The 24,385-nt window shown below is 51.9% G+C and carries 31 protein-coding genes and 1 pseudogene; 13 read left to right on the plus strand and 19 right to left on the minus strand.

Annotation, left to right across the window (positions count from 1 at the left end):
* Window positions 1-9: 9 nt before the first annotated feature.
* The 5 genes from ACZ5TN_RS01635 to ACZ5TN_RS01655 form a co-directional block, all read right to left on the minus strand.
* Window positions 10-555, minus strand: a complete 546-nt coding sequence (locus tag ACZ5TN_RS01635) for a universal stress protein (protein WP_464916952.1) — start codon at window positions 553-555, stop codon at window positions 10-12.
* A gap of 90 nt (window positions 556-645) precedes the next feature.
* Window positions 646-1,056 (minus strand): translation initiation factor IF-5A, encoded by a 411-nt coding sequence (locus ACZ5TN_RS01640; protein ID WP_011249829.1) that lies wholly within the window; start codon window positions 1,054-1,056, stop codon window positions 646-648.
* Window positions 1,057-1,126: 70 nt separating this feature from the next.
* Window positions 1,127-2,509 (minus strand): sodium-dependent transporter, encoded by a 1,383-nt coding sequence (locus tag ACZ5TN_RS01645; RefSeq protein WP_464916953.1) that lies wholly within the window; start codon window positions 2,507-2,509, stop codon window positions 1,127-1,129.
* A 125-nt stretch (window positions 2,510-2,634) separates the two neighbouring features.
* Window positions 2,635-3,297 (minus strand): 16S rRNA methyltransferase, encoded by a 663-nt coding sequence (locus ACZ5TN_RS01650; RefSeq protein WP_464916954.1) that lies wholly within the window; start codon window positions 3,295-3,297, stop codon window positions 2,635-2,637.
* Window positions 3,275-4,366, minus strand: coding sequence for a saccharopine dehydrogenase family protein (locus ACZ5TN_RS01655; RefSeq protein WP_464916955.1), 1,092 nt, complete (start codon window positions 4,364-4,366; stop codon window positions 3,275-3,277). Before ACZ5TN_RS01655 ends, ACZ5TN_RS01650 begins: the two co-directional genes overlap by 23 nt.
* Before the next feature lie 80 nt (window positions 4,367-4,446).
* On the opposite strand from ACZ5TN_RS01655, the gene ACZ5TN_RS01660 reads away from it, so the two are divergent.
* Both ACZ5TN_RS01660 and ACZ5TN_RS01665 read left to right on the plus strand, forming a co-directional pair.
* Window positions 4,447-5,022, plus strand: coding sequence for a metallophosphoesterase family protein (locus ACZ5TN_RS01660; RefSeq protein WP_464916956.1), 576 nt, complete (start codon window positions 4,447-4,449; stop codon window positions 5,020-5,022).
* Complete coding sequence (locus ACZ5TN_RS01665) at window positions 5,022-6,005, plus strand: hypothetical protein (RefSeq protein WP_464916957.1); 984 nt, start codon at window positions 5,022-5,024, stop codon at window positions 6,003-6,005. The genes ACZ5TN_RS01660 and ACZ5TN_RS01665 overlap by 1 nt, the downstream gene beginning before the upstream one ends.
* On the opposite strand, the gene ACZ5TN_RS01670 is transcribed toward ACZ5TN_RS01665, so the two are convergent.
* Together ACZ5TN_RS01670 and argF are read right to left on the minus strand one after the other, a co-directional pair.
* Window positions 6,002-6,931, minus strand: coding sequence for an NOL1/NOP2/sun family putative RNA methylase (locus ACZ5TN_RS01670; RefSeq protein ID WP_464916958.1), 930 nt, complete (start codon window positions 6,929-6,931; stop codon window positions 6,002-6,004). The genes ACZ5TN_RS01665 and ACZ5TN_RS01670 overlap by 4 nt on opposite strands.
* 116 nt (window positions 6,932-7,047) lie before the next feature.
* Window positions 7,048-7,995, minus strand: a complete 948-nt coding sequence (gene argF / locus ACZ5TN_RS01675) for an ornithine carbamoyltransferase (protein WP_011249822.1) — start codon at window positions 7,993-7,995, stop codon at window positions 7,048-7,050.
* Between the two features lie 248 nt (window positions 7,996-8,243).
* On the opposite strand from argF, the gene thyX reads away from it, so the two are divergent.
* Both thyX and ACZ5TN_RS01685 read left to right on the plus strand, forming a co-directional pair.
* A complete protein-coding gene (gene thyX, locus ACZ5TN_RS01680; RefSeq protein ID WP_464917450.1) occupies window positions 8,244-8,981 on the plus strand; it encodes an FAD-dependent thymidylate synthase in 738 nt (245 codons plus the stop codon).
* A gap of 82 nt (window positions 8,982-9,063) precedes the next feature.
* Window positions 9,064-9,735, plus strand: coding sequence for an STK_08120 family protein (locus ACZ5TN_RS01685; protein WP_464916959.1), 672 nt, complete (start codon window positions 9,064-9,066; stop codon window positions 9,733-9,735).
* Here ACZ5TN_RS01685 and ACZ5TN_RS01690 read toward each other — a convergent pair.
* Window positions 9,725-10,216: an HIT family protein gene (locus ACZ5TN_RS01690; RefSeq protein ID WP_464916960.1), complete on the minus strand. Its 492-nt coding sequence runs from the start codon at window positions 10,214-10,216 to the stop codon at window positions 9,725-9,727. The two genes, ACZ5TN_RS01685 and ACZ5TN_RS01690, sit on opposite strands and share 11 nt — an antisense overlap.
* Before the next feature lie 45 nt (window positions 10,217-10,261).
* Window positions 10,262-11,191, minus strand: coding sequence for a calcium/sodium antiporter (locus ACZ5TN_RS01695; RefSeq protein WP_464917451.1), 930 nt, complete (start codon window positions 11,189-11,191; stop codon window positions 10,262-10,264).
* A 100-nt stretch (window positions 11,192-11,291) separates the two neighbouring features.
* Here ACZ5TN_RS01695 and ACZ5TN_RS01700 point away from each other — a divergent pair, with 100 nt between their 5' ends.
* Window positions 11,292-12,527: a 2,3-bisphosphoglycerate-independent phosphoglycerate mutase gene (locus ACZ5TN_RS01700; protein WP_464917452.1), complete on the plus strand. Its 1,236-nt coding sequence runs from the start codon at window positions 11,292-11,294 to the stop codon at window positions 12,525-12,527.
* Window positions 12,528-12,582: 55 nt separating this feature from the next.
* On the opposite strand, the gene ACZ5TN_RS01705 is transcribed toward ACZ5TN_RS01700, so the two are convergent.
* The 3 genes from ACZ5TN_RS01705 to cbiB form a co-directional block, all read right to left on the minus strand.
* Window positions 12,583-13,638, minus strand: a complete 1,056-nt coding sequence (locus tag ACZ5TN_RS01705) for an ABC transporter substrate-binding protein (protein ID WP_464916961.1) — start codon at window positions 13,636-13,638, stop codon at window positions 12,583-12,585.
* Between the two features lie 87 nt (window positions 13,639-13,725).
* Window positions 13,726-14,694, minus strand: a complete 969-nt coding sequence (locus ACZ5TN_RS01710) for an aminotransferase class I/II-fold pyridoxal phosphate-dependent enzyme (RefSeq protein ID WP_464916962.1) — start codon at window positions 14,692-14,694, stop codon at window positions 13,726-13,728.
* Window positions 14,679-15,563 carry an adenosylcobinamide-phosphate synthase CbiB gene (gene cbiB / locus ACZ5TN_RS01715; protein WP_464916963.1) on the minus strand — a complete coding sequence of 295 codons (885 nt, stop codon included), beginning with the start codon at window positions 15,561-15,563 and terminating at the stop codon, window positions 14,679-14,681. Before cbiB ends, ACZ5TN_RS01710 begins: the two co-directional genes overlap by 16 nt.
* A gap of 94 nt (window positions 15,564-15,657) precedes the next feature.
* Here cbiB and ACZ5TN_RS01720 point away from each other — a divergent pair, with 94 nt between their 5' ends.
* From ACZ5TN_RS01720 to ACZ5TN_RS01750, 7 genes are read left to right on the plus strand one after another with little or no spacing between them, the layout of a single operon-like run.
* Window positions 15,658-16,302 carry a PAB0415 family putative ATP pyrophosphatase gene (locus ACZ5TN_RS01720; protein WP_464916964.1) on the plus strand — a complete coding sequence of 215 codons (645 nt, stop codon included), beginning with the start codon at window positions 15,658-15,660 and terminating at the stop codon, window positions 16,300-16,302.
* A 37-nt stretch (window positions 16,303-16,339) separates the two neighbouring features.
* Entirely contained in the window at window positions 16,340-16,573 is a 234-nt protein-coding gene (locus ACZ5TN_RS01725) for a hypothetical protein (protein ID WP_464916965.1), read from the plus strand.
* Window positions 16,574-17,011 carry a PIN domain-containing protein gene (locus ACZ5TN_RS01730; RefSeq protein WP_011249810.1) on the plus strand — a complete coding sequence of 146 codons (438 nt, stop codon included), beginning with the start codon at window positions 16,574-16,576 and terminating at the stop codon, window positions 17,009-17,011.
* The gene (gene cobZ / locus ACZ5TN_RS01735; RefSeq protein WP_011249809.1) at window positions 17,008-17,421 is read left to right on the plus strand and encodes an alpha-ribazole phosphatase CobZ; all 414 of its coding nucleotides are present in this window, start codon (window positions 17,008-17,010) and stop codon (window positions 17,419-17,421) included. The genes ACZ5TN_RS01730 and cobZ overlap by 4 nt, the downstream gene beginning before the upstream one ends.
* A complete protein-coding gene (gene cobS / locus ACZ5TN_RS01740; RefSeq protein ID WP_464916966.1) occupies window positions 17,418-18,113 on the plus strand; it encodes an adenosylcobinamide-GDP ribazoletransferase in 696 nt (231 codons plus the stop codon). Before cobZ ends, cobS begins: the two co-directional genes overlap by 4 nt.
* A complete protein-coding gene (locus ACZ5TN_RS01745; RefSeq protein WP_464916967.1) occupies window positions 18,110-18,670 on the plus strand; it encodes an NTP transferase domain-containing protein in 561 nt (186 codons plus the stop codon). Before cobS ends, ACZ5TN_RS01745 begins: the two co-directional genes overlap by 4 nt.
* A gap of 7 nt (window positions 18,671-18,677) precedes the next feature.
* Window positions 18,678-18,872, plus strand: coding sequence for a hypothetical protein (locus ACZ5TN_RS01750; RefSeq protein WP_464916968.1), 195 nt, complete (start codon window positions 18,678-18,680; stop codon window positions 18,870-18,872).
* Here ACZ5TN_RS01750 and ACZ5TN_RS01755 read toward each other — a convergent pair.
* Together ACZ5TN_RS01755 and ACZ5TN_RS01760 are read right to left on the minus strand one after the other, a co-directional pair.
* Complete coding sequence (locus ACZ5TN_RS01755; RefSeq protein ID WP_464916969.1) at window positions 18,869-20,320, minus strand: cobyric acid synthase; 1,452 nt, start codon at window positions 20,318-20,320, stop codon at window positions 18,869-18,871. The genes ACZ5TN_RS01750 and ACZ5TN_RS01755 overlap by 4 nt on opposite strands.
* A 2-nt stretch (window positions 20,321-20,322) precedes the next feature.
* Entirely contained in the window at window positions 20,323-21,045 is a 723-nt protein-coding gene (locus tag ACZ5TN_RS01760; RefSeq protein WP_464916970.1) for a radical SAM protein, read from the minus strand.
* 55 nt (window positions 21,046-21,100) lie between these two features.
* Between ACZ5TN_RS01760 and cobT the strand changes: the two genes are divergently transcribed.
* On the plus strand, window positions 21,101-22,108 hold the full coding sequence (gene cobT / locus ACZ5TN_RS01765; RefSeq protein ID WP_464917453.1) for a nicotinate mononucleotide-dependent phosphoribosyltransferase CobT: 1,008 nt from the start codon (window positions 21,101-21,103) through the stop codon (window positions 22,106-22,108).
* On the opposite strand, the gene ACZ5TN_RS01770 is transcribed toward cobT, so the two are convergent.
* The 5 genes and pseudogenes from ACZ5TN_RS01770 to ACZ5TN_RS01790 form a co-directional block, all read right to left on the minus strand.
* Window positions 22,086-22,262, minus strand: a complete 177-nt coding sequence (locus ACZ5TN_RS01770) for a PIN domain-containing protein (protein WP_011249802.1) — start codon at window positions 22,260-22,262, stop codon at window positions 22,086-22,088. The genes cobT and ACZ5TN_RS01770 overlap by 23 nt on opposite strands.
* A gap of 56 nt (window positions 22,263-22,318) precedes the next feature.
* Window positions 22,319-23,613: pseudogene (locus ACZ5TN_RS01775) on the minus strand (RNA-guided endonuclease InsQ/TnpB family protein).
* Entirely contained in the window at window positions 23,610-23,774 is a 165-nt protein-coding gene (locus ACZ5TN_RS01780) for a hypothetical protein (protein WP_158298051.1), read from the minus strand. The pseudogene ACZ5TN_RS01775 and the gene ACZ5TN_RS01780 overlap by 4 nt, the downstream one beginning before the upstream one ends.
* A 74-nt stretch (window positions 23,775-23,848) precedes the next feature.
* Window positions 23,849-24,163 (minus strand): hypothetical protein, encoded by a 315-nt coding sequence (locus tag ACZ5TN_RS01785; RefSeq protein WP_464916971.1) that lies wholly within the window; start codon window positions 24,161-24,163, stop codon window positions 23,849-23,851.
* Entirely contained in the window at window positions 24,153-24,365 is a 213-nt protein-coding gene (locus tag ACZ5TN_RS01790) for a hypothetical protein (RefSeq protein ID WP_011249798.1), read from the minus strand. Before ACZ5TN_RS01790 ends, ACZ5TN_RS01785 begins: the two co-directional genes overlap by 11 nt.
* Window positions 24,366-24,385 lie beyond the last annotated feature (20 nt).

The raw sequence follows: 24,385 nt of genomic DNA on the forward strand, positions 1-24,385 counted from the left end.
TTCATCACCTCAGTAGAGAACAACGGGCTTTTCAACGTGCTGGACTATCCTAAAGACAACGGGACTTACGCGGTGTGTTCTCGTCGTCTCGGAGCCGTAGTGACGGGAGATTACGAGTAAGTCGTATTTCTTGGCGATACCCTCAACGTACTCAGCCTTGTCCCCGAAGGCTATTTTCCTGCTAAACTTGATGTTCAGATCGCCCAGCTTTTCTTCAACCTCTCTGAGGAAAGTCTCGGCAAATGCCATCTCCTTTTTTCTGAATTCCTCGGCAGCTTCTTCTCCGAGTGTTTCACGTATCATTTTGAGAACGCCCTCGTCGATTACGTAAACTATCCGGACAGCCGCTTCTTCGAAAGCTGAGAGTGTCTCGTGGACTTCCTCTGGAACTTTTTCAGAGAACCTGTCAAAAACGAGCAGTATGGAGTTTATTTCTGGAATCACTAGCTCCTCCTCGGTTAAAAAGAAGTTCTCGTAGGCCTTGAGTATTTCCTCATACCTTGTGCCGGCTATGTTGTTAAACTTTCTGAGTATTACATCGTGAAGCCAGCCCATAACTACCCCCAGCTGGGGGAGAAAAGGCCCTCTTAAATGAGTTTCGTTTCAAGTTAAAACCCTAAGGGTGTGAAAGAAAAACAGAAAGGATCACTCGCCCCTGATCTTCTTTATCTGTATCCTGCCGAGGGTCTCCCAGTACTCGACGGTTATTCCCTCGGTGAGCTGGCCCTTGACCTCGTCGTCAACGCCGCCCTCGATCGGGACGTCGAAGGTCTCGTAGGTCTCCATGTCCATGAGCTGGACTGTGTCAGGGGTTATGGCAATGATCTGACCGACGCGCTTGTCGATGATCGGGACGTCAACTTCGGCGCTGGTCGGCTTGACGATGCTCCTGACCTTGCCGTCGAAGATGCCGACGGCCTCTATCCTTGCCTTGGCAGAACCGTGCTTGCCCGGTGAGGAGACCGTAACGTTGACGATCCTGCACGGCTCACCGTCTATAATTATGTACCTGCCCGGCTTGAGCTTGCTGACCTGAACCTTAGTCTTGTCTCCCATCTCACATACCTCCCATAAGCGTTCTGGTTTGCATAGGAAGGGGCATTTAAAAAATTTTTGAAAAGGGGAGCTACCTTTGTCTTCCGCCCCCAAGAAGCATACTATTAAATGCCACGGGCACTAGCAGTATCAGGCCGGTAATGGCCGCGAGTTTCATGGCAAAGATCCCGGTAAGGGAATAGTAAAGGGAGCCAAGCCCTATCACGAGCATTACTGCGGCTCCGAGGGCAGTCAGGAGCTTTTCATGGGATTGGAGGCTCTTGAGGGAGGGATATGCCTCGATAGCAGCCAAGATTCCCACGATACTGAACGGGAGGAAGATGAATACCTTAAATAATGCCTCGTTCCACATGGCAAGGGAAATCGCCAGGCTCAGGACTGAGACCGTTGCTAGGGCGTTTCTTCTGTTTGTCTGGACGACTTCTGCCGTCATCTGAGCACCCATCTCTATAAGGACTATTACCGTTGTGAAGCCTGCCATGTATAGAGATATCAGGAGGGAGTATACCATTAGTTTGGCTTTTGGGAGGACGTCAAGGAGAATGGAGGGTATTAAGTAGAATGCCTGGATTGACTCGTGAACGGAGACTGATGGATTCCCAGTGTATGATTTCAATGTCTGGAATTCCCGATAGAGCCTGAATACCTCTTCTGGGGATGCGTTGGGATTGCGAACGGCGTCTTCAAAGGCCTGGAAGGAGGCCCCAAGGGAATACGCCACAGTATACGAGGCTGCAATGCCCAAGATCAGCTGAAGGACAAAGACTCCCAACAGGACTCTCTCCACGTTCAGTTCTTCTGGAGAAAAGCTTCCTATGACGTAATAGACGCCGGCTCCCAAACCAAACGCCAGCAGGATCCCAGAGAAGAATGTAGCCAACCCTTGTATGTTTAGGGGTGAATCAAACGACCACATACTCGAGAGCACATGATCCATGTATAGCTTTGCCTGCTTTGAGACTATCACCGATGAGGCCTCGTTGCGTATTAGAAAGACAGAGACAAGTGTTAGGACTATAACCAAGACTGAGAGAACCGCTAAGAGTTCGACAGTTCTGCCCTTTGCGAGAAGCAGGAGGAGTGCGGCTATTAGGATTGTCAGGATCGCCAGGGGGACTATGAAGCTGCTATCCTGCCCGAGAAGGAATATCATTGCCCATCCAGAGAGATACGCCGTGATTCCAGCAACTATGACAAGGAACAGAACGAACGTTATCATCAGGCCTGGAGTACGCGAGACCTTGAACATAAACTCATAAGGTAAATACCTTGTCCTTTTGGTACTTTCAGTCTCAGAGCGGATTAATACGAGGACTGCAAGGGAGACTAATGCCCCTATCAGTATTCCTTTGAGACCAAAGATTATGTTGTACTTGGGAAGAAGGACGTAGTTCAGTACTCCTATAATATAACCTGTTATCAACAGCGCCATCAGAGTGTTAATCCTCTTCATTTTTCATCACCTCTACGGTAGAGCGATTTGAATTGACAATACATGTATCGATTGAATTAAAAGATAAAAGCTTTTTGGAACTGAAAATTGGGGAGCTTAAAACTTGTGGATACTCAATCCCACGTTCAAAGTCCCAGGGCAGCCTCAAAGTTTACGATGACTTCGCTTACTACCGTCCATGCCATTAGAGGCTCACGATACAGGCTGACTTTCTTCCCCTCAATGGGCCTCATGAAGTCGCCGTGGGGAAAACCTCCGACTACAACGACGGGGTTCTGGTGGGAAGCCAAGATCTCTCCGAACGACCTGGGCCTTATTAGCTCCCCTTCCTCGTGCATTATGAAGACCGTATCAGGGTTTATATCTTCAATCAAAGATTCAAGCGGTTTCTTTTCTATCCTCAAAAGCTCTAGCCCTTCCGGAACGGCACCCTTCTTAAAGAGGCTCTCCATGAGGCCCAGGAATCTGTTGTAGTTCCTTGGAAGCCGTGTTTCGGGCTTTATGTGTATCACTTCATCGTTTCTCGTGTGGACGTAAACCCGCAGGAAGCCCTCTTTGTTCGCTATACTTTCGAGGGCGTTGAGGAGGCAGATGTGAACTATATCTGGCCTTCCGCGCCTGTCGCCGTCCGGGAGCTTCTTCAGTGCCGCGTGGTGGTAGGTGCTGTCCAGTATAACCTCTTCTGGCTTCTTCTTCCGTCTTCTTGCGTAGTTCACGACTGCCGGATGGTCTCTAATGCTCTCCGGAACCAGCTCAAGCTCCGCCTCAGCTATTATCAGGTGAAGCATTCCCCACCCCCTCCGTTAACATTATCCCCCTCTCGCGGATCTCACCAACTATTCTGGAGAACGTGTCTATCCGCATTCCCAGTATCTCAGGTGGTATCACACCGTAAATGCAGCTTCCCTCTGCCACTATCCTGGCTATTATCGCGGCTGTGAAGCCCGTGACCCTGCTCATTGAGGTGAAACCATCTTTTTCCTCATCGTACAGAAGGTAGGACATCCTCTTTCTCTCCCCGTTCTCAACGCCTTCCCCCTCAACCAGCATTATCGAGAAGTCCGGACTGTCAAAGCTCATGAGGGGGGATATGACCTTCAGTGTGAAGTCAAGGTTCTCTTCCCTGAAGAACCCCAGCTCGCGGAGAACCTTCATCTTTTCAAGGTGACCCGGCCAGCGGAGAGTCCACTCCTCAAGGGTTTCTGCCCTTACACTTTCCAGCAGGCTTCTTAGACCGTCGCTTAGGAAGGCCTCGAACTCCATGCCGTTTATGTTGACTTCCCTGATTTCACCAAGCGGATCAACTGCGGCCAGGGTGCCGTTCCTTATTACCCTCGCCGGCCTAGTGTATTCTTCAATTAAATCTTTAGGAGACCATGTAATTCTGTAATAAAGTGGTGGCTTTGGATCCTTGGGCAGGCCTCCCACCCATATTCTTCCTTCCTCAAGAGTATCAAGCTGATTCCAGATTCTACCCATTAGGATGTGGCTCAGCCCTGGTGCAAAGCCAGCGTCAAAGATAACAGTCACGTTCGCCTTTTCGGCTCCCTCTCTCAGCTCAAGCGGGTTTTCGGGCATGAAGGAAACGTCAACCATATCAACGCCCGCCTTGATGGCCGCTTTGATTGACCCGTAGCCAAACCTCCCGGGCAGGGTGCCAACAACGAGGTCAAAGCTCTTCATGACCTCGACTAGTTCTTCGAAGTTGGCCGCGTTAACCTTCAGGGGAGTGGCGAACTCCCCAACTGCCTTCAGCTTTTCATCGTCTATGTCCCCAACGTAAACCTCGAACTCATCTTTCAAATCCCAAGCAACGGCCCTTCCAACGTTGCCCGCACCCAGAACTAGAACCTTCATCCTATCACCATCCTGACTTATGGAAGCATGGCCTTATAAGGTCTCCCGACGTAAATTAAGGCGAAGAAGTAAAAGGTGCCGTGCCCGCTATGCTTGAGTTCCTTCGGAGAAAGCGCCTTCGAAGAGAGAACGAAGATGAAAAGGCCCTGCTCCACATAAGCGACACACCTGAGAGGACTTACCCCAGGATAGCGCAGCTTATAGATGAGCTTCATCCTGATTACATAGTCCACACCGGAGACCTCGTTGACAACATAAAGCTCGAGAGAAGGCCCGACCTGAAACCCCTCTACGTGGGTGGAGTTAGAAAGCTTGCGAGAATTTTGAAAGGCTCAGGGGCTGAGCTTTACATTGTCCCCGGCAACGAGGACGACCCGGAGGTTCTGAAAGAGTATTTCGAGGGTTCAGTGGTGGAACCCGGCACGGTCGTTGAGATAGAGGGGGTAAAGTTTGCACTTGGACACAGGCCAGAAGATGTTGCGAGATTGGATGCAGATTTCAGACTCTACGGGCACAACTTCGAAGTGATACCCAGAGGGCTAAACGGCCTCAGAAGTATCAACATCGTCTTTCTTCCCTCAAAGCGGGTTGTAAAGATAGGTTATCCCCCGGGCACCGATACTCACCGGGGTTACAAGCTCTGGAGGGGATTGTGATGAGGTTTATGCGGTTTGGCCCTTCAATCCTGTTTTTGAGGACTCCTCACCCTGAGGCTGTCAGCGAGGGCATCACAAAGATATTTGGAGTTGATCCAATTCCAACTGATCGGGCGATAAAGGAGAGCAGTGAGTTTGAAACCGTTCTCTTTGTCACCTCTGAATGGCAGAAGGAGACGATACCACCCGAATTTGGGTTTTTAATAAGGGACTCAGCCCGCTCTGTTTTGGCAGCCATCATAAACAACGACCTTCCAATAGAGAAAGTCCACGTGGAGAGTACGATAATATTCCTTAGAGTCCCTGAAAAAGTCAAAGAAGCCCTAAAGTTCCTGTCTGAAGAGCTCAACGGCGAGGTAATGTCCCTTAGAGATGCCCTGGACGAAGGCGAGGCGAGGGACACCGTTATAGCTGTGACAAGAAAAAGGCTCTCCTGTCCTCTCGGGCCTGAGGAAGTTGAGGGTGCAGTCCTCGTCAGGGAGCACTTTCTGAAGGTCTACCGCCGCTTGAGCATAGAGGCCCCGATGCTCCTCCTCAAGCTGATGCCGGAGTGGAACGAAATCACGATAAAAATTTACGACACGGAGAAGAGGTACGAAGAGAACATCGCGAGGCTTATGATGGTTCTCGAAGACCTTGACCTAGGCTTCGTCGTTGGCGAGGGCTGGGACTGGGACCACCCGAGGCCGTTCATGCGCGTTCCGGTTTACAAGCTCAAGCTCCTGACCTGGGAAGACCCTGTAAAGGTGAAGTTCTTCCTAAAGGGCCTCGAATACAGGGACTACAAGAGGTTCTGCGACATAGACGTCTTCATGGAGGGGAAGAAGATAGACTGGGTAAAGCTCGGAAAGTTCGACTCGAAGTTCGAGCTGGCGAAGGCAGCTAGGGAAGAGCTGGAGAAACACCTGAGCGAGGACGTGAAGAAAAGGCTGCACGAGATCGAGGAAAAGCTTCTGAAGGAAGCCGAGAATGAAAAGGGTTAGAGCTTCTTAATCTTCGCAACGAAGAAGCCGCTCGTTCCGTGCCTGTCCGGGTAGAAGCGCCTCGCCTTCTTTATTTCCTCGCTCAGCTCGATGCCGAATGGCTTCGTCAAAGCCGGCTCACCGTATCTAAGCGGAAGGAGTTCAACCTCAAAGTTGTCCAGAACCCATTGGATTACGAACTCGTTCTCCTCTGGTTCAAGGGAGCAGGTGGAGTAAACCAGAACGCCACCCTTCTTCAGAACGCTCAGGCCCTTCTCAAGGAGCTTCATCTGGAGCCCCTGGCAGAACTTCACGTCTTCCATTGTCCTGTTGGCTTTTCTCTCGGGGTTCTTGTGGATAGTTCCGGAACCTGTGCAGGGCGCATCGAGGAGGATTTTGTCGAACTCGACGCCGAGCTCGTCTATGTGGAGCGACGAGCTGTGGAAGAGTATGGTGTTAGTAACGCCCAGCCTCGACAGATTGAGCCTCGTCTCCCTCAGCCTGTCCTCGCCGACATCGAAGGCGTAGATTATCCCCCCGTTCTCCATCAGCTGGGCCATGTAAGAGGTCTTCCCGCCGGGGGCGGCGGCCATGTCGGCGACGACTTCACCTGGTTTGGGCCCGAGGGCAACGGGAGGATACATCGAGCTCGCTTCCTGGATGTAGAGTAAGCCGCTTAGATATTCGGGAGTTGAGGTTATCGAGAAGGGTTCCCTCGTGAGGCAGAAGCCTTCCCTAGCCCACGGGACGCGCCTGAACTGAAAGCCCTTCTTGTTGAGGAGCTTAGTTAGTTTGTGAACCTCGATGCGGAGCGTGTTAACGCGGAAGCACCTCGGAAGAGGCCTTTCCATCGCCTCGGCTATCGCTAAAGCCCTCTCACCCCAGAGCTGGTAATAGCGCTCCGCGAAGGTCTTTGAGTAGCCGAGGCTGAAGAGACGTTCGAGCATGTTTGGGAGTTAGGGAATTGATTTAAAAGGTTCGCCGTTTGCAATGCCTACAACTCGAAGAGACCTTCCTCTGCATGGTAACAAGTGCAAAGACAAATGGAGAAAAGAGTCCAAAATCACACCTTAATCCCGCCCATGACGAGGGCCATAACTGCCTTCTGGGCGTGGAGCCTGTTCTCGGCCTGGTCGAAGACGACGCTGTTCGGGCTGTCTATGACATCATCGGTGACTTCTTCTCCCCTGTGGGCCGGGAGGCAGTGCATGAAGATGTAGTCGGGCTTGGCGTGCTTTACAAGCTCCTTGTTGACCTGGAAGGGCATGAATATCTTTCTCCTCTCCTCGGCCTCGGCCTCCTGTCCCATGCTAGCCCAGACGTCGGTGTAGATGACGTCCGCATCCTTGACAGCCTGAACAGGGTCGTGGAGGAGCTCGAAGCTTCCGCCGCTTTCGGCCGCGTTCTGCTCGGCCCACTTGATTACCTTCGGGTCTGGCTCGTATCCCTCTGGGGTGGCAACGACAACGTTGGCACCGAGCTTGGTTCCGGCTATCATGAGGGAGTGGGCGACGTTGTTTCCGTCACCGACGTAGACAATCTTAAGTCCCTGAATCCTGCCCTTCTTCTCGAGGATGGTCTGGTAGTCAGCTAGGGCCTGGCACGGGTGTGAGAAGTCCGAGAGGCCGTTTATGACAGGGACACTCGCGTACTTGGCGAGGTCCTCAACGTCCTTGTGGTCGAAAACCCTAGCCATTATTCCATCGACGTACCTGCTGAGAACCCTTGCCGTGTCGGCTATGGTCTCACCCCTCCTGAGCTGGAGGTCCTGGGCGTTGAGGTAGAGGCCGTAGCCGCCGAGCTGGTAGATTCCGACCTCAAAGGAAATCCTCGTCCTCGTCGAGGGCTTCTGGAATATCATGGCGAGGGTCTTGCCCTCAAGAACGCGGTGCGGCTTTCCAATCTTGTTCCAGATCTTCATCATCTCGGCAGTCTTGAGAATAGTCTCAAGCTCCTCCCTCGTGAAGTCCTGGAGGCAGAGAACATCTCTTCCTGCAAGGCTAACCACCATGTGCATCACCGTATAGAACTGTGGAGCGAGTTTAATAACCCTTTCGTCGGAAAAGGGGCTCGGGGAGCGAAAGGGAGTTGGGGGAGAAGAAAGACAACTTTACAAACGCAAAGTTTTATCAGTATGGCAGAATGCTGGCTCAATCTTGGGGCTTATGCTCACTGAACTACACTCTCCTCGGAGATTGTCCCAACTAGAACGGGGTAGAAGATATAAAGAAGTACTACATCTCACTGCAGGTGGGCAGGATGGACAATGGAATAAGGGTAAAGCTTGTCAATTATACAAAAAAACCTCTTGAAACTGTCACATGGGCAGCCCTCATAAGCTACTGGGATGAATGGGAAACTGAGGCCTTCGGGAGAATGAGCGACAAGGACGTTGAGATGCACCTTCCGAGGGTTCTAGGTTATGGGCACGAGAGTATCCTCGAGCACGCGACGCTGACCTTCGCCATTGAGGGATGTTCTCGCGTTTGTTCGCATCAACTTGTTCGTCATAGGCTTGCTTCTTATACCCAGCAGTCACAGCGTTATATCGTGTTGAACCCTGAAGACGTTGAGGAGACCTTTGTCATTCCAAGTGGGATAAAAGAAGACCCGGAGCTTCTTGCTGAGTGGAAGGAACTCATGAAAAAATCCATCGAGCTCTATAAAAAGAGTGTTGAGCGCGGCCAGCATCAGGAAGACGCGCGTTTTATCCTTCCCCAGGCCGTCAGGACGAAGATAGTCGTCACGATGAACCTCCGCGAGCTGAAGCACTTTCTGGGACTCAGGGCCTGCGAGAGGGCGCAGTGGGAGATAAGGGAAGTGGCCTGGAAAATGCTCGAGGAGATTGCAAAGAACGACGAGCTAAAACCGATAATAAAGTGGGCGAAGCTCGGGCCAAGGTGTGTCCAGCTCGGCTACTGCCCTGAGGGAGAACTGATGCCCCCGGGATGCTGGAAGAGGACAGGGGAAAAGTGGAAAACGCTTTTTGAGGGTTAGAAACCTTTGGTTTTAGAAACGGTTTTATTTCCCCTCTCTCATTCGGTTCTGGTGATCACCGTTGAAATCACGGAGCTGGGAAGTGGAAGTTAACGTTGATTGGGACGCCCTTAAAACTATCCTGAGCGAGCCGAAGAAGACACTGCCGTTCTTCCCGTACTTTAAGGAATTCGACGGACAAAAAGTCAGGTTTGAAGTGCCCAGGTTCATATTCAATTTCGGCTATGAGTTTGAGTTAGACGTTGGGTTTGGGAATAGCGAGGCGATATATACCTTCAGAGGAGAGAGGGGGATACTCACAGTTACCTTTAAAGTCCAGAACGGCCGTCTTAAAGTAACTGCAAACTGGGCGGGTTTTGGAGAGGCCCTGATGGGCAAGCCCTTGGAGATATTTGCAAAGGGGATAGCAGAAGCAGTGAAGGAGTTTTGTTTATCCTCCCTGTGCCCTGTAGTTAAGGTATCCTCTGAAGATGGGGAAGTTATAAGGATAAATCCCGAAAGCGCGCCTGCCCTCTTAACGAGGCTTTCACTTGAGTTCGGTCCCAGCTTCATAGTAGAGGGGACTGCAGATGACGGAACTTACCTGGCGGCAAAGGTAGTTAACGGAAAGCTGGTTGAACTTCGTCTAAAACAGGGAACAAGGGAATCCGTGATAAGCACCGATGTCAGCGTGGTTGAACTGGATGAGGGTCTGTTTGAAGACCTTCCCTTGGACAGAAACTTCAAAATAAAAGTGAGAAAGCTCACTCCCTGAGAACTTCGTCTATTGCCTTTTTCAGCTCGTCGTAGGCTTCCTGCAGGGACTCAGGAATGACCTTTGTGTCTGCTATGACCGGCATGAAGTTGGTGTCCCCGTTCCAGCGCGGGACGATGTGAAGGTGGACGTGGTCGTCTATCCCCGCTCCGGCCACCCTTCCAAGGTTCACTCCGAGGTTGAAGCCATCCGGGTTCATGGCCTTCTTTATTGCCTTTATCATGAGCTGGGAGAGCTTCATTATTTCCAAAAGCTCTTCATCTGTCAGGTCTTCCCATCTCCCGACGTGCCTGTATGGAGCCACCATGACGTGGCCGGGGTTGTAGGGATAGTTGTTCATTATCACGAAAGCGTGCTTCCCGCGGTAGAGGATGAGCCTTTCTTTATCCCGGTTCTCCTTCGGGAAGTCGCAGAATATACATCCCTCATGCTTGGGTGAGCGTATGTACTCGATCCTCCAAGGTGCCCACAGGACTTTCATATCCTCACCTCCAGCGGGAGAAAGAGGGGGGACTTAAAAGCTTAACTAGAGTTTCGCCCCCGAAAACAGCAGAACGAGATAGGCCGCATAGAGGATCAGGAAGTAAACCCCTATTCTTCTGTCGAGGCCGCCAGAGCGCTTCAGTTCAGCTATCATCGGGAGCATGGCCATGAGGACGAGCACGATGGTTAGGGTCGATGCACCAGTCGGGATTGGCCTTATCAGTGAGGCCAGTCCAAGGACTACGAGGGCGTTCATTATGTTCGCCCCAATTATGTTGCCGACGCTTATGCTTCCGCGCTCCCTTATTGCCCCGTAAAGGGCGTTCGTCATCTCGGGCAGGGAGGTGCCAATGGCAACAATGGTGGCACCTATGACGTACTCCGCCACCCCAAGGGCCTCGGCGATGTTCCTACCGCCGTAAACGACGAGCCTCGCCCCAATAACCATTAAGCCACCATATATGAGGAGTAAGACGTAGTCGAGGGCCGTTGCCTTTGTGTGACGTTCAGCTCCACTTTTGCGTCCCTTTCTGAAGTGCTTCTTGTAGAGCCACCGCAGGTACAGGGCGTAAGCTACGAGAAGGAGGGCACCGTCAAGCCTTGAAAGGGTGCCATCAACGGAGAGCAACATGAGGAACCCGAGAGAAGCAAGCATGACGAGGGAATTCTCATAAGCTCCGCTACCAGCTTTTAGAGGTCTTATCACTGACGCAAGGCCGAGAATGAGTGCTATGTTGGCGAAGATGCTTCCGAGGGCGTTGCCGAGGGCTATACCCTCGGCCTTAGTGATGCTTGCCATCGCACTGGTTGTTATCTCCGGCAGCGTCGTTGCGAGGCTTATGACTACAAGGCTTATAATTAGGGGGGAAACCCCCGCCTTTTCGGCGACCTCTACGATTTTATCCGAGAGCCTGTCTCCAAAGACAACGAGGAGTATTATTCCGATAACTATTGAACCTGCCCACACCAGCATTTCCACTTTCTCTCACCGGCGGGAGATTTGAAAGGGTGTTCATAAAGTTTTATCCAACAAACCTTTAAACCCAATGCCTTAATCACCAAAGGTGATAGATATGAAGAAGAGAAAGGGACTTCTCATAATCCTGGACGGTCTAGGGGACAGGCCGATAAAAGAGTTCGGCGGAAAAACGCCGCTTGAGTACGCTAACACCCCCAATATGGACAAGCTCGCTAAGATGGGAATACTCGGCCAGCAGGATCCGATAAAACCCGGCCAGCCGGCCGGAAGCGATACCGCTCACCTCTCAATATTCGGCTACGACCCCTACAAGGTCTACCGCGGAAGGGGATTCCTTGAGGCCCTTGGCGTTGGACTCGACCTCAACGAGGACGATCTGGCCTTCCGCGTTAACTTTGCCACGATTGAGAACGGAATAATCACCGACAGGCGCGCGGGAAGGATAAGCACTGAGGAGGCCCACGAGCTGGCCAAGGCCATTCAAGAGAATGTCAAGCTCCCGGTTGACTTCATATTCGTCGGCGCGACCGGCCACAGGGCCGTCCTCGTCCTCAGGGGTATGGCGAAGGGCTACCGCGTAGGGGAAAACGACCCGCACGAGGCCGGAAAGCCGCCGCATAAGTTCACCTGGGAGGACGAGGAGAGCAAGAAGGTTGCGGAAATCCTTGAAGAGTTCGTCAGACAGGCCCACGAAGTCCTTGACAAGCACCCGATCAACGAGAAGCGCAGGAAGGAGGGCAAGCCGCCGGCAAACTACCTCCTCATCCGCGGTGCCGGAACCTACCCGGACATACCGATGAAGTTCACCGAGCAGTGGAAGGTGAAGGCCGCCGCAGTTATAGCGGTCTCGCTCGTCAAGGGCGTTGCAAGGGCCATAGGCTTCGACGTCTACACTCCAGAGGGTGCAACTGGAGAGTACAACACCGACGTGATGGCCAAGGCCAAGAAGACCGTTGAGCTACTCAAGGACTACGACTTCGTGTTCCTCCACTTCAAGCCGACCGACGCTGCCGGCCACGACAACAACCCGAAGCTCAAGGCCGAGATGATAGAGAAGGCCGACAGGATGATAGGCTACATCCTCGAGCACATCGACCTTGAGGATGTGGTCATAGCGATAACCGGCGACCACTCGACACCGTGCGAGGTTATGAACCACAGCGGCGACCCGGTTCCGCTCCTCATCGCTGGCGGCGGAGTCAGACCAGACCACACCGAGAGCTTCGGCGAGAGGGAGTGCATGCGCGGCGGAATCGGCAGGATAAAGGGCCACGACATAGTGCCCATAATGATGGATCTTATGAACAGAAGCGAGAAGTTCGGTGCGTGATTTCCTTTTTTCTGTTCTTAAAACTTCTTTTGCCGGAATAAAAAGAAGAAAGAATTCAGCCCTCAACGGGGCAGGTGACGGGCTGGAAGTTGTAGCCGTAGGCCTCTGGATGGATGAAGTAGGAGAGCTCCTCAAGGGCCTCGACGAGCCTCGGCCCCGGCCTTGATATGGCGTTGTCGTCGCTGACAAAGTATATCCTGCCGTTCTTTACGGCATCTGTGTCCGCGAGCGGGCTGTTGCAGATGTCGTCAATGGTGGCTCCCGCGTGGGCCGATAGGATTATTATCTCCGGGTTTCTGGCGACGGCCTCTTCAAGGCTGACCTGGGCCCAGCTAGTAGCGTCGTGGAAGACGTTCTCACCGCCGGCGAGTTCGATGAGTGAGTCCTGGAAGGTGCCGTTGCCCGGGACGTAAAGCGGATTCCACCAGCTTATGAAGAGAACCTTCGGCCTCGTCTTATTTGAAACGCGGAACTGAACGTCGGCAACCTCGGCCTTCATGAACTCGACCACTCCTTCGGCCCTTTCGCTCTGGTTAAGAACCTTCCCAAGGAGTTCAACGGCTTCGTAAACTTCATCCATGTTCTTAGGGTCGAGTATTATGACCGGCGCTATCTTCTCAAGCTGGTCGAGGTACTGTAGGTGCATCGAAGTGCCTATTATCAAGTCAGGTTCGAGAGAAGCTATCACCTCGATGTTCGGGTCGCTGAAGCCCCCTATTATTTTCCTGCCCTCCTGAACTCCAGGGGGATAGTCGTCAAACTTGGTAACTCCTATGACCCTGTCGAGGGCTCCGAGGAAGTAGAGGGTCTCGGTGATGCTCGGGGCGAGAGAAATAATCTTTTTCGGCTCCTTCTCGATGGTTACGTTCCTGCCCGCGAAGTCAGTGATGGTTAGAGGATAGTAGGGCTTGGCCTTCGGGCACTCGCAGGATTTTGTGGCAGTTTCAGTCGGCGTCTGGGTCGAACTGGGGGTGGTACTTGGGGTCGTGCTCGGTGTGGAAGTGCTCTGGGTCTGGCTCGGGGTCGTTGAGCTTCCCGAGCCTCCTATGCACCCGCTCACGAAGACGATGGCCACTAAAAGAAGCGCTCCAAAGAGCTTGGTCTTCTTCATTTTTATCACCTGGATTATTTGTCCGGCTGTGGGTAGACTTGAGGCTTAAAAAGTTATTGGATAAAACGGCCAAAGATTGGGATGACTCTAGGGGGAAATTTCCAATAACGCCCGAACTAAGGCATCGTTTTCCTCAGGCTTCCTGACCGAAAATCGGACATATTGCGGAAGGCCAAAGCTCGTGCAGTCTCTCACGAGCATCCCCTTTCTCTTCAGCTCCTCAACTGTCTTTTTGGCATCCCCAACGTACTTTATGAAGAAGTTCGCATCGCTCTTGACTCCAAGGGCTTTCTCAATCCGCCGTTTTTCCATCCAGATTAAGGGCATCGTTCTCTTTAAGTGATGGAACCTGTCCTCCAGCAGAAACTCAAGGAAAGCAACTCCCGTTGAGCCTATCGCCCAGGGCATCCTGACGCTCCTGAAAGCTTCTGGAAAACCCGCCACGTAGCCTACCCTTATCCCCGGCAGGCCGTAGCTCTTCGTGAACGTCCTCAGCTTCACTACGTTCTCACTTTCAGGACTTTCGGGTTTTTCCACGAAGTCTATGAAAGCTTCATCGAGGACTAGAAGGGCATTTTTATCTTCCACAGCGTCGAGTAGAGGTTTGAGATCTCTTTCTCTGTAGAACCTCCCGTCCGGGTTGTTTGGATTGCAGAAAAAGACGACGGAGCCCTTCTCAACGAGCTGTGAAAGCCCCTCAGGATCGTTCGGCCCCTTGTTGACTCTCGCCCCAAAGATTCTAGCGATCCTCTCGTACTCGCCGTAGGTGTGGGCTGGCACTATCACCCTCCTGCCCCTCAGCGCGAGGATTCCAAGGAGGTAGAGGGCCTCGGTTATTCCTGCAGTTACGGTGATCGGTTCGCCCACAAGCTCAGCGAGACCCTCCTCAAGCTCTTCATAGTAGGGATAGTGGCCGCTTATCTCTCTGGCCCTTTCGAACATCTCATCCAGCCACTCGGGCGGATAGGGATTCAGGGAAGCCGAGAAGTCTATCAAACCTTCCTCTTTTCTCCTTGCCCCGCCATGGTATGCGGAGAACTCTACAGGCTTAAGCATGGACATACCCCCGTTGCGAGCAGTAATACCACAACTATAACCCACCCAGTTACAACCAGCCAGTAAATTCTCAAAGCTCGTTTTATGTCCTCGTTTTTCGGCTCTTTCCCTGGAAAGCGGTAAACTCCGGGCTTTTCGAGCCAAACGCCAAGGACCGCGCTCATCGCCGCCATTGGCTTGTCGGAGTTTATCTTGAACCTTGCCAGCCTGTAGTACTCAAGAACTTTCCTCCCGCCGAGGGGAAGGTAGAGAAGAACGGTCAGCCGGGCAGGAATGAAGTTCAGAACATCGTCGAGCCTCGCTGAGAACTTGCCGAAAAACTCGTAGCGCTCGTTTCGGTAGCCGAGCATAGCGTCGAGAGTGTTTACGGCTCGGTAAATCACCGCTCCCTGAAGTCCAAAGAGGAGGAAGTAGAAGAGAGGCGCTATGACTGAGTCGTTCAGATTCTCCGCGAGGCTCTCTATGGCGGCGGAGTTTAGATGGGCCTCATCGAGGACTTTTGTGTTCCTGCTCACTATCATTGAGACTGCCCTTCTCTTTTCCTCGATATCATCCGTTATCGTCCTCGAAACGTGCTCGTGGAGGCTTTTTATGGCAAAGGAACTCTTGAGGAGATACGCCGCTAGGAAATAGTTTAAGGGAAAGGGCGCGTAAAACGGCACGATCGAGAGCAGAAACGCGAAGGTGATTACAACCAGTGCAGTGAGAAGGCCGGCAGTGAAATCAAGGACTGGAGAGCGCCTTTTGTAGCGGGAGTCGATAAAGCCAGCTATTCTCCCGAACCAGACTACGGGATGGAGCTTTGCAGGAGGTTCGCCAGGGGTTAAGTCCCACGCGAGTGCCAGGAGAAAGGGAACTAAAGCGTGCATCCTGAGGACTCCTCCCGTTGGTTACTGCTACACAGTTTTTGCTCATGGGCGCAATGGATAAAAACTCCATGGGGTTTATAGGTTTGGTGGTCGGATGGGAACGGGTGTTGCGTTCTTCTCGGGCGGCAAGGACGGGCTTTATGCCCTCCACTTAGCTGAGAAAAAAGGAATAGTGGTGCCCTACCTCCTCACGCTCAAAACCACGATAGACCTCTCCCCTCACTGGGAAAATCTAGAGGCGCTAAAGACGCTGGCAACTGCCATGGGAAAGGAGATGCTCACTTTTGACATGAAAGAGGGGAGCGATGCCCTGGCAGAGTTCATAGGCTCCATTGGAGTTGACTACCTCATAGCTGGAGACGTTTACCTCGAAGACCACCTGAGGTGGGTAAAGCTTCTTGCCGAGAAAGCGGGCATAAAACCGCTCGAACCCCTCTGGGGGAGGGACACTAGAGAACTCGCTGAGGAGATGCTGGAAGCGGGCTTTAAGTGGGATATAATAGCCGTGAACAAAGAAAAGCTCGGGAGGGAGTGGTTAGGCTACATCTTCCGCTCGGTTGAGGATTTGGAGAAGTTCCTGGAAGCGAACCCAGGAGTTGACCCCGTCGGGGAAGCAGGGGAGTTTCACACGGTCGTTTTGGAAGCTCCCCTCTTTGAAGAAAGGTTCGGCATCGAAGTGAAGTCCGTTGAAGAGAGCGAGCGGTACCTGTGGGCGAGGTTTGGGTTGAGAAAGACATAATAACGTTATAGGTGTTAGGCGTATTGAGGTGAGGATTATGGGGGCGTCCGAGATCGTCATACGGATCAAGGTACCTCCCGAGTGGGAGGGGATGTCCGAGGCCATTAGGGAAAAGGTGATCCTTGAGGTCTCCCAGGAGATACAGCGGAGGATTGAGGGGGCAAGAAAGTTTGAGGAGATCCTGAAAAAAGCTCAACCAGATGAAGAAGGACTCAAAAAGCTCGAAGAGGAGATAAAAGAGTCAATAGCCCGGAGATACGGGGCGGTATGAATGGAGCTTGTGCTCGATTTCAACGTCATCTTCTCGGCACTCCACGGAAGAGGCGTTGCCTACAGGATTTTTATGGAGAACCACGTCCTTGAGAGGTTCCGATTCTTGATTCCAGCCTATTTATGGGAAGAGCTTGACTCCAAGCGCGAAAGAATATCGAGGCTCACGCATTTGAGTGAAGACGAAGTTGCCTACGTGCTTTCGATTATACGGAGACAGACTGTCGTAATTCCCGAAAACATAGTCCTTCAAGGGATGGAAAAGGCCAGGGAAATTTGTCCTGATCCAAAAGACATCCCATATGTAGCCCTCGCTCTGGCACTCAACGTCCCGCTTCTCACGGGAGACAAGAAGCTTGCGAAATCTGTTGGCGGATATATCAAGGTTTACACTCCCAGAGAAGTTTTGAACTTCCTCGAAGGCAGGTCTGAGCTATGAACGCTCAAGAACTCCTCCAAAAGCTCGAATCCAAAGGAGTAACCCTGGAGGCGATGCTCGACACGGCCATGGAGCTCTACATCGGAGAGGAAAAAGAAGCCGCCAGAGAAAAGCTCAGAGGTTTGATGCTCCGTTACTTAAACGATATCAACGTCCAGGCCCTTTTGATGGCCGCCCTGCTTCTCGAAGAAGGTTTCAAAGTTGAGGGCGACCCCGTGAACCTCGTGGCTGATGAACTCATCGGGATAAACCTAGCGGAGTACATCGGCGGAAAGATGGCGCTCTTCAACTTCTTCTACTACGACACGAGGAAGCCCGGAATTCTGGCTGAACTTCCACCGTTCCTCGATGATGCCATCGGCGGGTTTATAGCTGGCTGCATGACAAAGCTGTTCGAGGGAGAATTATGAGGAACATCCTGCCCTTTCTCACGAGAATCCCTGTCAAAGGAGATTTTGAAAAGGCCCGAAACGAGCTTTGGGCCTTCCCACTCGTGGCACTGGTTAGCTCGGCCCTTCCGACCCTTATCCTGTATCTCAGACTTCCTCTCTCTAATTTGCTTGCGGTTCTCGCCCTCTACTGGACGATCGGTCTCCTCCACCTTGATGGTTTGGCAGACTGGGCCGACGGGATAATGGCCAAAGGCGACAGGGAGAGGAAAATTGAGGTTATGAAGGACGTGAACACGGGTATAGCGGGGCTTTTTGCAGTCGTTATGGTTCTTCTCCTTCAAGTTTATTCCCTCCAGCTTCTCCCGTTCTACGCCATCTTTCTGGCAGAGCTGAATTCCAAATACGCCATGTTGCTGGCTCTAGCAACTAAACGGCCCCTCGGAAAAGGATTGGGTGCGTACTTCATGGAGGGAATGAACGGAAGACAGCTGACACTCGGGACGCTCCTCTATGTTTTGTTGGGCCTTTCAGTTGTCCTGTTTGAGCCGAGAGCCTTAGCCGGAATCCTCGGGCTCCTCTTTGGTGCCTATGTCGTCAGGCTCTCGCTGAAGGACTTTGGGGGTTTGAACGGGGACTGTCTAGGGGCCACTGCGGAGATAACGCGGGCAGGGACGCTCTTGGTTATGGCACTGGTGTGGTGGTATCTGTGATAATCATCCTCGCGGGAGGCAAGTCCACACGCATGGGCAAGGAAAAGCCCGTTCTGAAAATAGCCGGCAAAGAGATGCTCCTCTGGGTTTACGCTTCCGCTTCCCGGGTTGATGAGACCATTGTGGCCCTCTCAAAAAACACGCCGAAGACAAGGGAGCTGTGCCTTCGCGAGGGTATCCCCTTCATAGAGACCCCTGGGAAAGGCTATGTCGAGGACGTTCAGTGGCTTTTGAGTGAGCTCGGACCGTTTATAAGCTCCTCATCGGATATTCCCTTCGTAAAGCCGAGCGATTTCTATGCCGTTAAAAAGGCCTTCAACGGGAAAACGAGCCTGACCGGAGTTTTGCCTTTACAGAAAGTTCCAAAAGACCTTAAGCCACTCGTTTATCGGGGCTACGCAATAGTGGGCCTTAACGCGGTTGGCTTCGAGGGGGAGAGATTCTTTGAGCTTGAGAACCCGCTTTTGGCCCTGAACGTCAACACGCCGGAAGAGTTAAAGCTCGCGGAGAGGATAGCGAGGCTTGTCACTGGGAGGGACGAAAATGGAGAACCGTAATAGGGTGTTGAGTGCCTTGGCACTAATCTTTCTGGTGATAGTTGGAGTCGTCCTGCTAACCGGCTTCCTGCTCTTTGCCCTCATCTTAGTGGTAGTTTTCCTCGTTCTTATGGCAGGTCTTTACGCTTACATACGCCTAAAGCTTTGGTGGTATCGGAGACATCCACCCAAGATATTGGAAGGGCCGGAGGATTATCTTTAGAGGCTAAGTCTCTGGATTATGTACTCGACATCAACGCTCTCCTCCACAGCCTTCGCGAACCTCTCTATCTCTCCCTCTATACTCCACTCCTCGACCTTAACAGGCTCAAGGCCCTTCTCGGCTCTCAGCATGTTGAGAAATCTCTCCGTGAAGGCGAAGTTGTGGAAGATTCCGTGGAGGTATGTGCCGAAGGTCCTCTCGCCTATCGCTCCCTCAGGCTCGAAGGCTCTGGCCCCGTTTATTGAGGTTATTACCGAGAAGGGCTTTTCAGAAGTTGAGCGCCCCATTCTTATCTCGTAGCCCTCAACCCGCATACCCCTTGCGGGTTCCCAAAGCACTTCAGTCTTTAGATGATTGGTTCTCTTCTCCCTTGTAAAGACGGTTTTGGCTGGCAGAAGGCCGATGCCTTCTACTCTTCCTCTCTTCGACTCGACCTCATCGATTATCTCCTTTCCAAGCATTTGGAAGCCGCCGCATATGCCAACGACGAAGGAACCTTCGCGGTGGGCTTCGATTATCGCATCCTCGATTCCGTTCTCCCTCATCCAAAGCAAATCTTCTACGGTATTTTTGCTTCCCGGAACTATTATGAGGTCGCCCTTTATTTCCTCGGCCCTCGTTACGTAGTCCACGCCGTTCGCCCAGTGGAGGGGTTCAAAGTCAGTGAAGTTGCTTATGTGGGGGAGCTTGATTATCTGAATGTGCAGATCGCCCTTAACCTTCGGGAACTTGGCGAGCGAGTCCTCCTCGGGCAGGCGGTGCTCAATGTACGGAACAACGCCAAGAACAGGCTTCCCGTAGCGTTTTTCAAGGAACTCGAAGCCCGGCTTCAGGAGGGAAGCGTCGCCCCGGAACTTGTTGAATATGAAGCCCATAACGAGCTCCCGCTCCTCCTCGCTTAAGAGCTCCATAGTCCCGACTATCTGGGCGAAGCTTCCGCCCCTGTCTATGTCCGCCACCAGGAGGACGGGGGCGTTAACAGCTTTTGCCACGCGCATGTTGGCTATGTCGTAGTCCTTCAGGTTTATTTCGACAGGAGAACCAGCGCCCTCGATTATAACGAGGTCGTGCTCCTTCATAAGCCCTCTCAAGACTGCAACAGCCTTTTCAAAAAGCTCAGCCTTCTTCGAGAGCATGTAGTCCCTTGCCGAGACACTCCCTATCGGCTTTCCCATGAAGACGACCTGGCTTCTCATGTTGCCCTCGGGCTTGAGTAGGATAGGATTGAACTTCACGCTCGGCTTTTTTCTGCAGGCTAGAGCCTGTAAATACTGAGCACGGCTTATTTCGCCCCCTTCGATGCTCGGAGCGGAGTTTAGGCTCATGTTCTGGCTCTTGAAGGGAACCACATCGTAGCCCAGGTTCGCAAAAATCCTGCAGAGGGCAGCAACGAGGAGGGACTTTCCGGCCCCAGACATAGTTCCCTGAACCATCAGCGCCTTTCCCATCTTCACACCTCCGGGTAGAGGACTTTGGGGGGCTCAACGCTTCCCTTAACGCGTATCCTATCCGTTTTCGGCAGAATTTCCCTCACGCGCTCTATGCATTCGTCCACCTTCTCAATGTCGACCCCCTGGACGAGTGGGTCTATTCTGAGCCTCATTTCTGGGCTGATGGACGCTATGAAGCGTGCTATTCTCTCTATTCCCTCGCACTCCACGAGGCCGGGCACAAAGACCGCCTCCGCGACAAGCTTTCCTGTTCCCGCGTAGCGCCTGAAGTTCTTGATCACCTTTCCGTTTGAGACTCCCGTTATTCTGCGGTGGAGTTCATCGTCGAGGGCTTTTATGCTGAAGGTCGCCCCCTCGGCGAGCTCCACCATCTCGTCGTCGAGGTTCTCGCCGTTGGTAACGAGCCAGGGTTTTATCCCCTCGCGTCTAAGGGCCCGCATTAGAGCCTTGAGTTCGGGGTCCAAGGTTGGTTCTCCTCCGCCGAGGAAGGCCGTTGTTACCCTTGCTTTTTTCAGGAGGTCCACGACTTCATTAACGGAGAGGTACCTAACCCTGCCCGTCCTCCACATGTAGTCGAGCTTTCTGTGCGTTTCCAACGGCAAGCAGAGGCTCCATCGCGTTACCTCCCTCCATACGCAGAAAGAGCAGTTCCAGTTACAGCCGTCGAATAACACGTAGGCGCTTCCGCCCTTGAACCTGACCACGTGGTAAACCCTCGTCATTCCCACACCCAACAAGTTTAAATTGGCTCTGGATAAAAAGTCCACGGTGGTTGAAGTGAAGAGCATCTTTGTTCTGGTTCTGGGAAACACTGAGGTCAGCCTGATACCAGGGATAAGCGTTGCTGGAGCGACTCCCGAATTGACAAAGCTGACTCCGCCCGCTGACGCCGAATACCTCTTCTATGAAAAGCCGAGGATAATAGACGCTATCCCCGTAACCCCCGAAGGACACCCGACACCAGCTATAATCACCAAGGCCGCTAGGGAACTTGCGAACTTTCCGATACTCGTGGTCAGGGGCGGAACATACCTCGCCCCCCTCGTACCCCACGTTCACATAAGCTCAGCCGTTGGAAGGGACTTCAGGAAAGAGCCGGCACTCCCCGAATTCGGTGAGATTGTCAGGATGGCAAAGCTCCTCGGCGAGGAGCTCAATAGGGCGGAGATAGAAGAGCTGGTTATCGGCGAGTCAACCCCCGGCGGAACGACCACTGCCCAGGCAGTCCTCTGGGCTATGGGCTACGATGCGAGGACGAGCTCAGCTTCACCTGAGAACCCCCAGAGCCTCAAGGAGCAGGTGATAGCCGAAGGGTTCAAGAGAGCGGGGATCGAGAGGGGCCAGCTAAGAGACAATCCTCTTGAGGTCCTTAGGCAGTTCGGAGACCCGATGATGGCGGCCGTCGTGGGTCTGGCGCTCGGTTTCAGGAAAAATGTAGTTTTAGCAGGAGGAACGCAGATGCTGGCAGTATCTGCCCTCCTGAAGGCCCTTGGCGAGGACATGAGCAGGTTCATGATAGCTACGACAAAGTGGGTAGTCAGCGATAAGAGCGCGACCTTCCTTAAGACGGCGAAGGAGATAGGGACAATCACCTATGCGGCCGACCTCGACTTCTCAAAGAGCGAGTTCAGGGGTCTGAGGGACTATGAGAGGGGCTATGTAAAAGAGGGCGTGGGAGCTGGGGGAGCGACCTGGCTTGCCATCAAGGCAGGCTTCTCACCCGAGGAGGTCTCAGCGAAGGTTGAGGAGCTTTACAGAAGGCTCATGGGGATGAAATCTCCCTGAGAAGCTGGCTCATTATTCCTATTTCTCTCGCCTTTTCATACATCTTTAGATCATCTGTGATGAGGACTGCTCCACAGACCTTTGCACAGGCCAGGAAAAGGACATCAAAGCCGCTGGCCCCAGTTTTCTTACCTAGTTTCATAGCCTCATCCATTAGGTACACATCCGACTGACCTCCTCCCCGCCCTAAAGGGCGAGGGTTCCAACGAATTAACCCCTCACCATTGGCGGAGAGGTTTGAGGAGTCTCATTCAGACCCAATTTAAAGCGGGTCTTCGACCCCTCTGGCCGGGTCTCCGGCCAATTACCCCTACCTCCTGACAAAGCAGAGAGGCTCGGGGTTATCGTTTTTACAGCCTTTCTCAAAATGTTAAACGCTCCAACGAGGTCTGCATTGAAGATAAGCCCCGTTGCGGGACACTTAAACAAACCCCGAACAAATCTCGCCCCATCGTGGGGCTTCCCGCAGACGGGGCACGTTTTTGAAGTGAAAGCCTCATTCACAACCAAAACCTGAATACCATACTCTTCGGCGACTTCCTTGAGCCGTTTTATCACCGTGTTAAACCGCCAGACGTGGGAGAGGAGATAATTCTGCTTCCTACCTCTGTCGGAGTTTCTTGCTATCCCCTTCGGATAACCGACTATTATTCTCGAAACTCCGAGATGATAAAGCTTCTCAACGGTTTGTCTCACCATCGTGTTAATGTAGTGTTTCGCCTGAAGCTTGGCCTTCTGGTGCATTCTGGAGAGTTTCTTACTCTTTTTAGCTCCGCTTTTGTTAAGTTTGGACTGATACTCTGCAATCCTCTTCTGCCAGTAAAAATCAATACTTTTTAATGGCCTACCGTTCACCAAGAAACTCTCTCCATTCTCAACGTAAACGGCCATTAGGTTGTTCACTCCCAAGTCTATGCCTGCTGAAAGGTTGCCTAAGGGTTCTCTTGGAAGCTTAACCCACTTACCGTTAATTAGTTTCTCCTCCACCGTGTATGAAATATGAGCATACCATTTTCGCTTTACAGGGTCGAAAGTTATCTCTAAGCGACCTTGCTTGCCTTTAAGGTGGATTCTCCCTTTGAACTGGACTTCCAGTCTTCTGAATTTTCCGAGGCCTTTGAGGATTAGCTTGTTTCCCTCAATTTTGTATTGGTCGTTTCTGAGGATTATTAAGCCTCCTTCCTTGATGTAGTTCGGGGGTTTTGGCTTGAACCATTTTGGTAGTTCTCCGTTCCGCTTGTTCCGAAGGAGTGAGAAGAAACTTCTCCAGCTTTCAGCGTTCTTTCTCGCTATTTGCTGGACTGTTGCCGAGCCTACTCGGATTTAAACTCTTCATAGACTATTTTCTCGGTTTTGTTAAAGTCTATTGGTTTGCTCTCAAAGAATTCTTGTCTTCTTAGGTAGTTCACCTTGTTCCAAACTTTGGAGCTAATAAGAGCTAACTCGGAAAGAGCTTTCTCTTGGGCTTTTGAGGGTTGTAGTTTTACTGTTACTGTTCGCTTCATTTTTCCTCGCTTTCGACTTTTTTAATCCAGAGTTTAATTGCTTCGGTTACCGCAACACCTAAAGCCCCTCTGATTTTCCCGTATTTTTTCTCCACGAGTTCTCTGAATTTCTTTTCGACTTCATCATCAACGGAGATTGTGATTACTCCCACTCCACTCACCAGTATTTAGTAGTATGGTTTAGTATTTAAGTATTTTGGTGAAGTGCTTTCTCGCTTTCAGGCTGGTCTTTTGATTACTGCATCCCCGCCCTAAAGGGCGAGGCTTTCAGAAGAAAAAAGTAAAAGAGGGAATGTGCCTCCAAAAACTCTATCCCAACATTGACTATTCTTTCACTTTTCGAAAGTCTCCACAGCACGGTTGAAGTTTCAATAAGGGCTACAACGGGTTCGTGAAGCGAGAATATTCCGTCCTGAACGTTATTCAAAAGTTCCTTGGCCTTCAAATGAAGGGAGAGCTGTCTATAATAAACCTCATCACGTTTCCTACGCAGAGGGGGCAAAATACCCTTAACGAGAACGCTGGTATCCAGTACCACGTCAGTACTCAAACTCATAATCTCTCTCCCTCATCTGACGAATTATCTCTGTTATGTCTTCAACATCCTCGTCAACAGTTAACTCCTCCTGAACAATTCTCTCAATGTCTTCAAGTGTAACGTGATCCTTTTGAAGTTCCTTCAGCCGAAGCTTCAAGAGGAGGTTCTGGGCGTACAGGAAAAGTCTCTCAACCTGGCTCTCCATATCTTCCATCCTCTCACCGAGGTAAATTT

It is taken from the genome of Thermococcus sp. JCM 11816 (assembly GCF_055396515.1).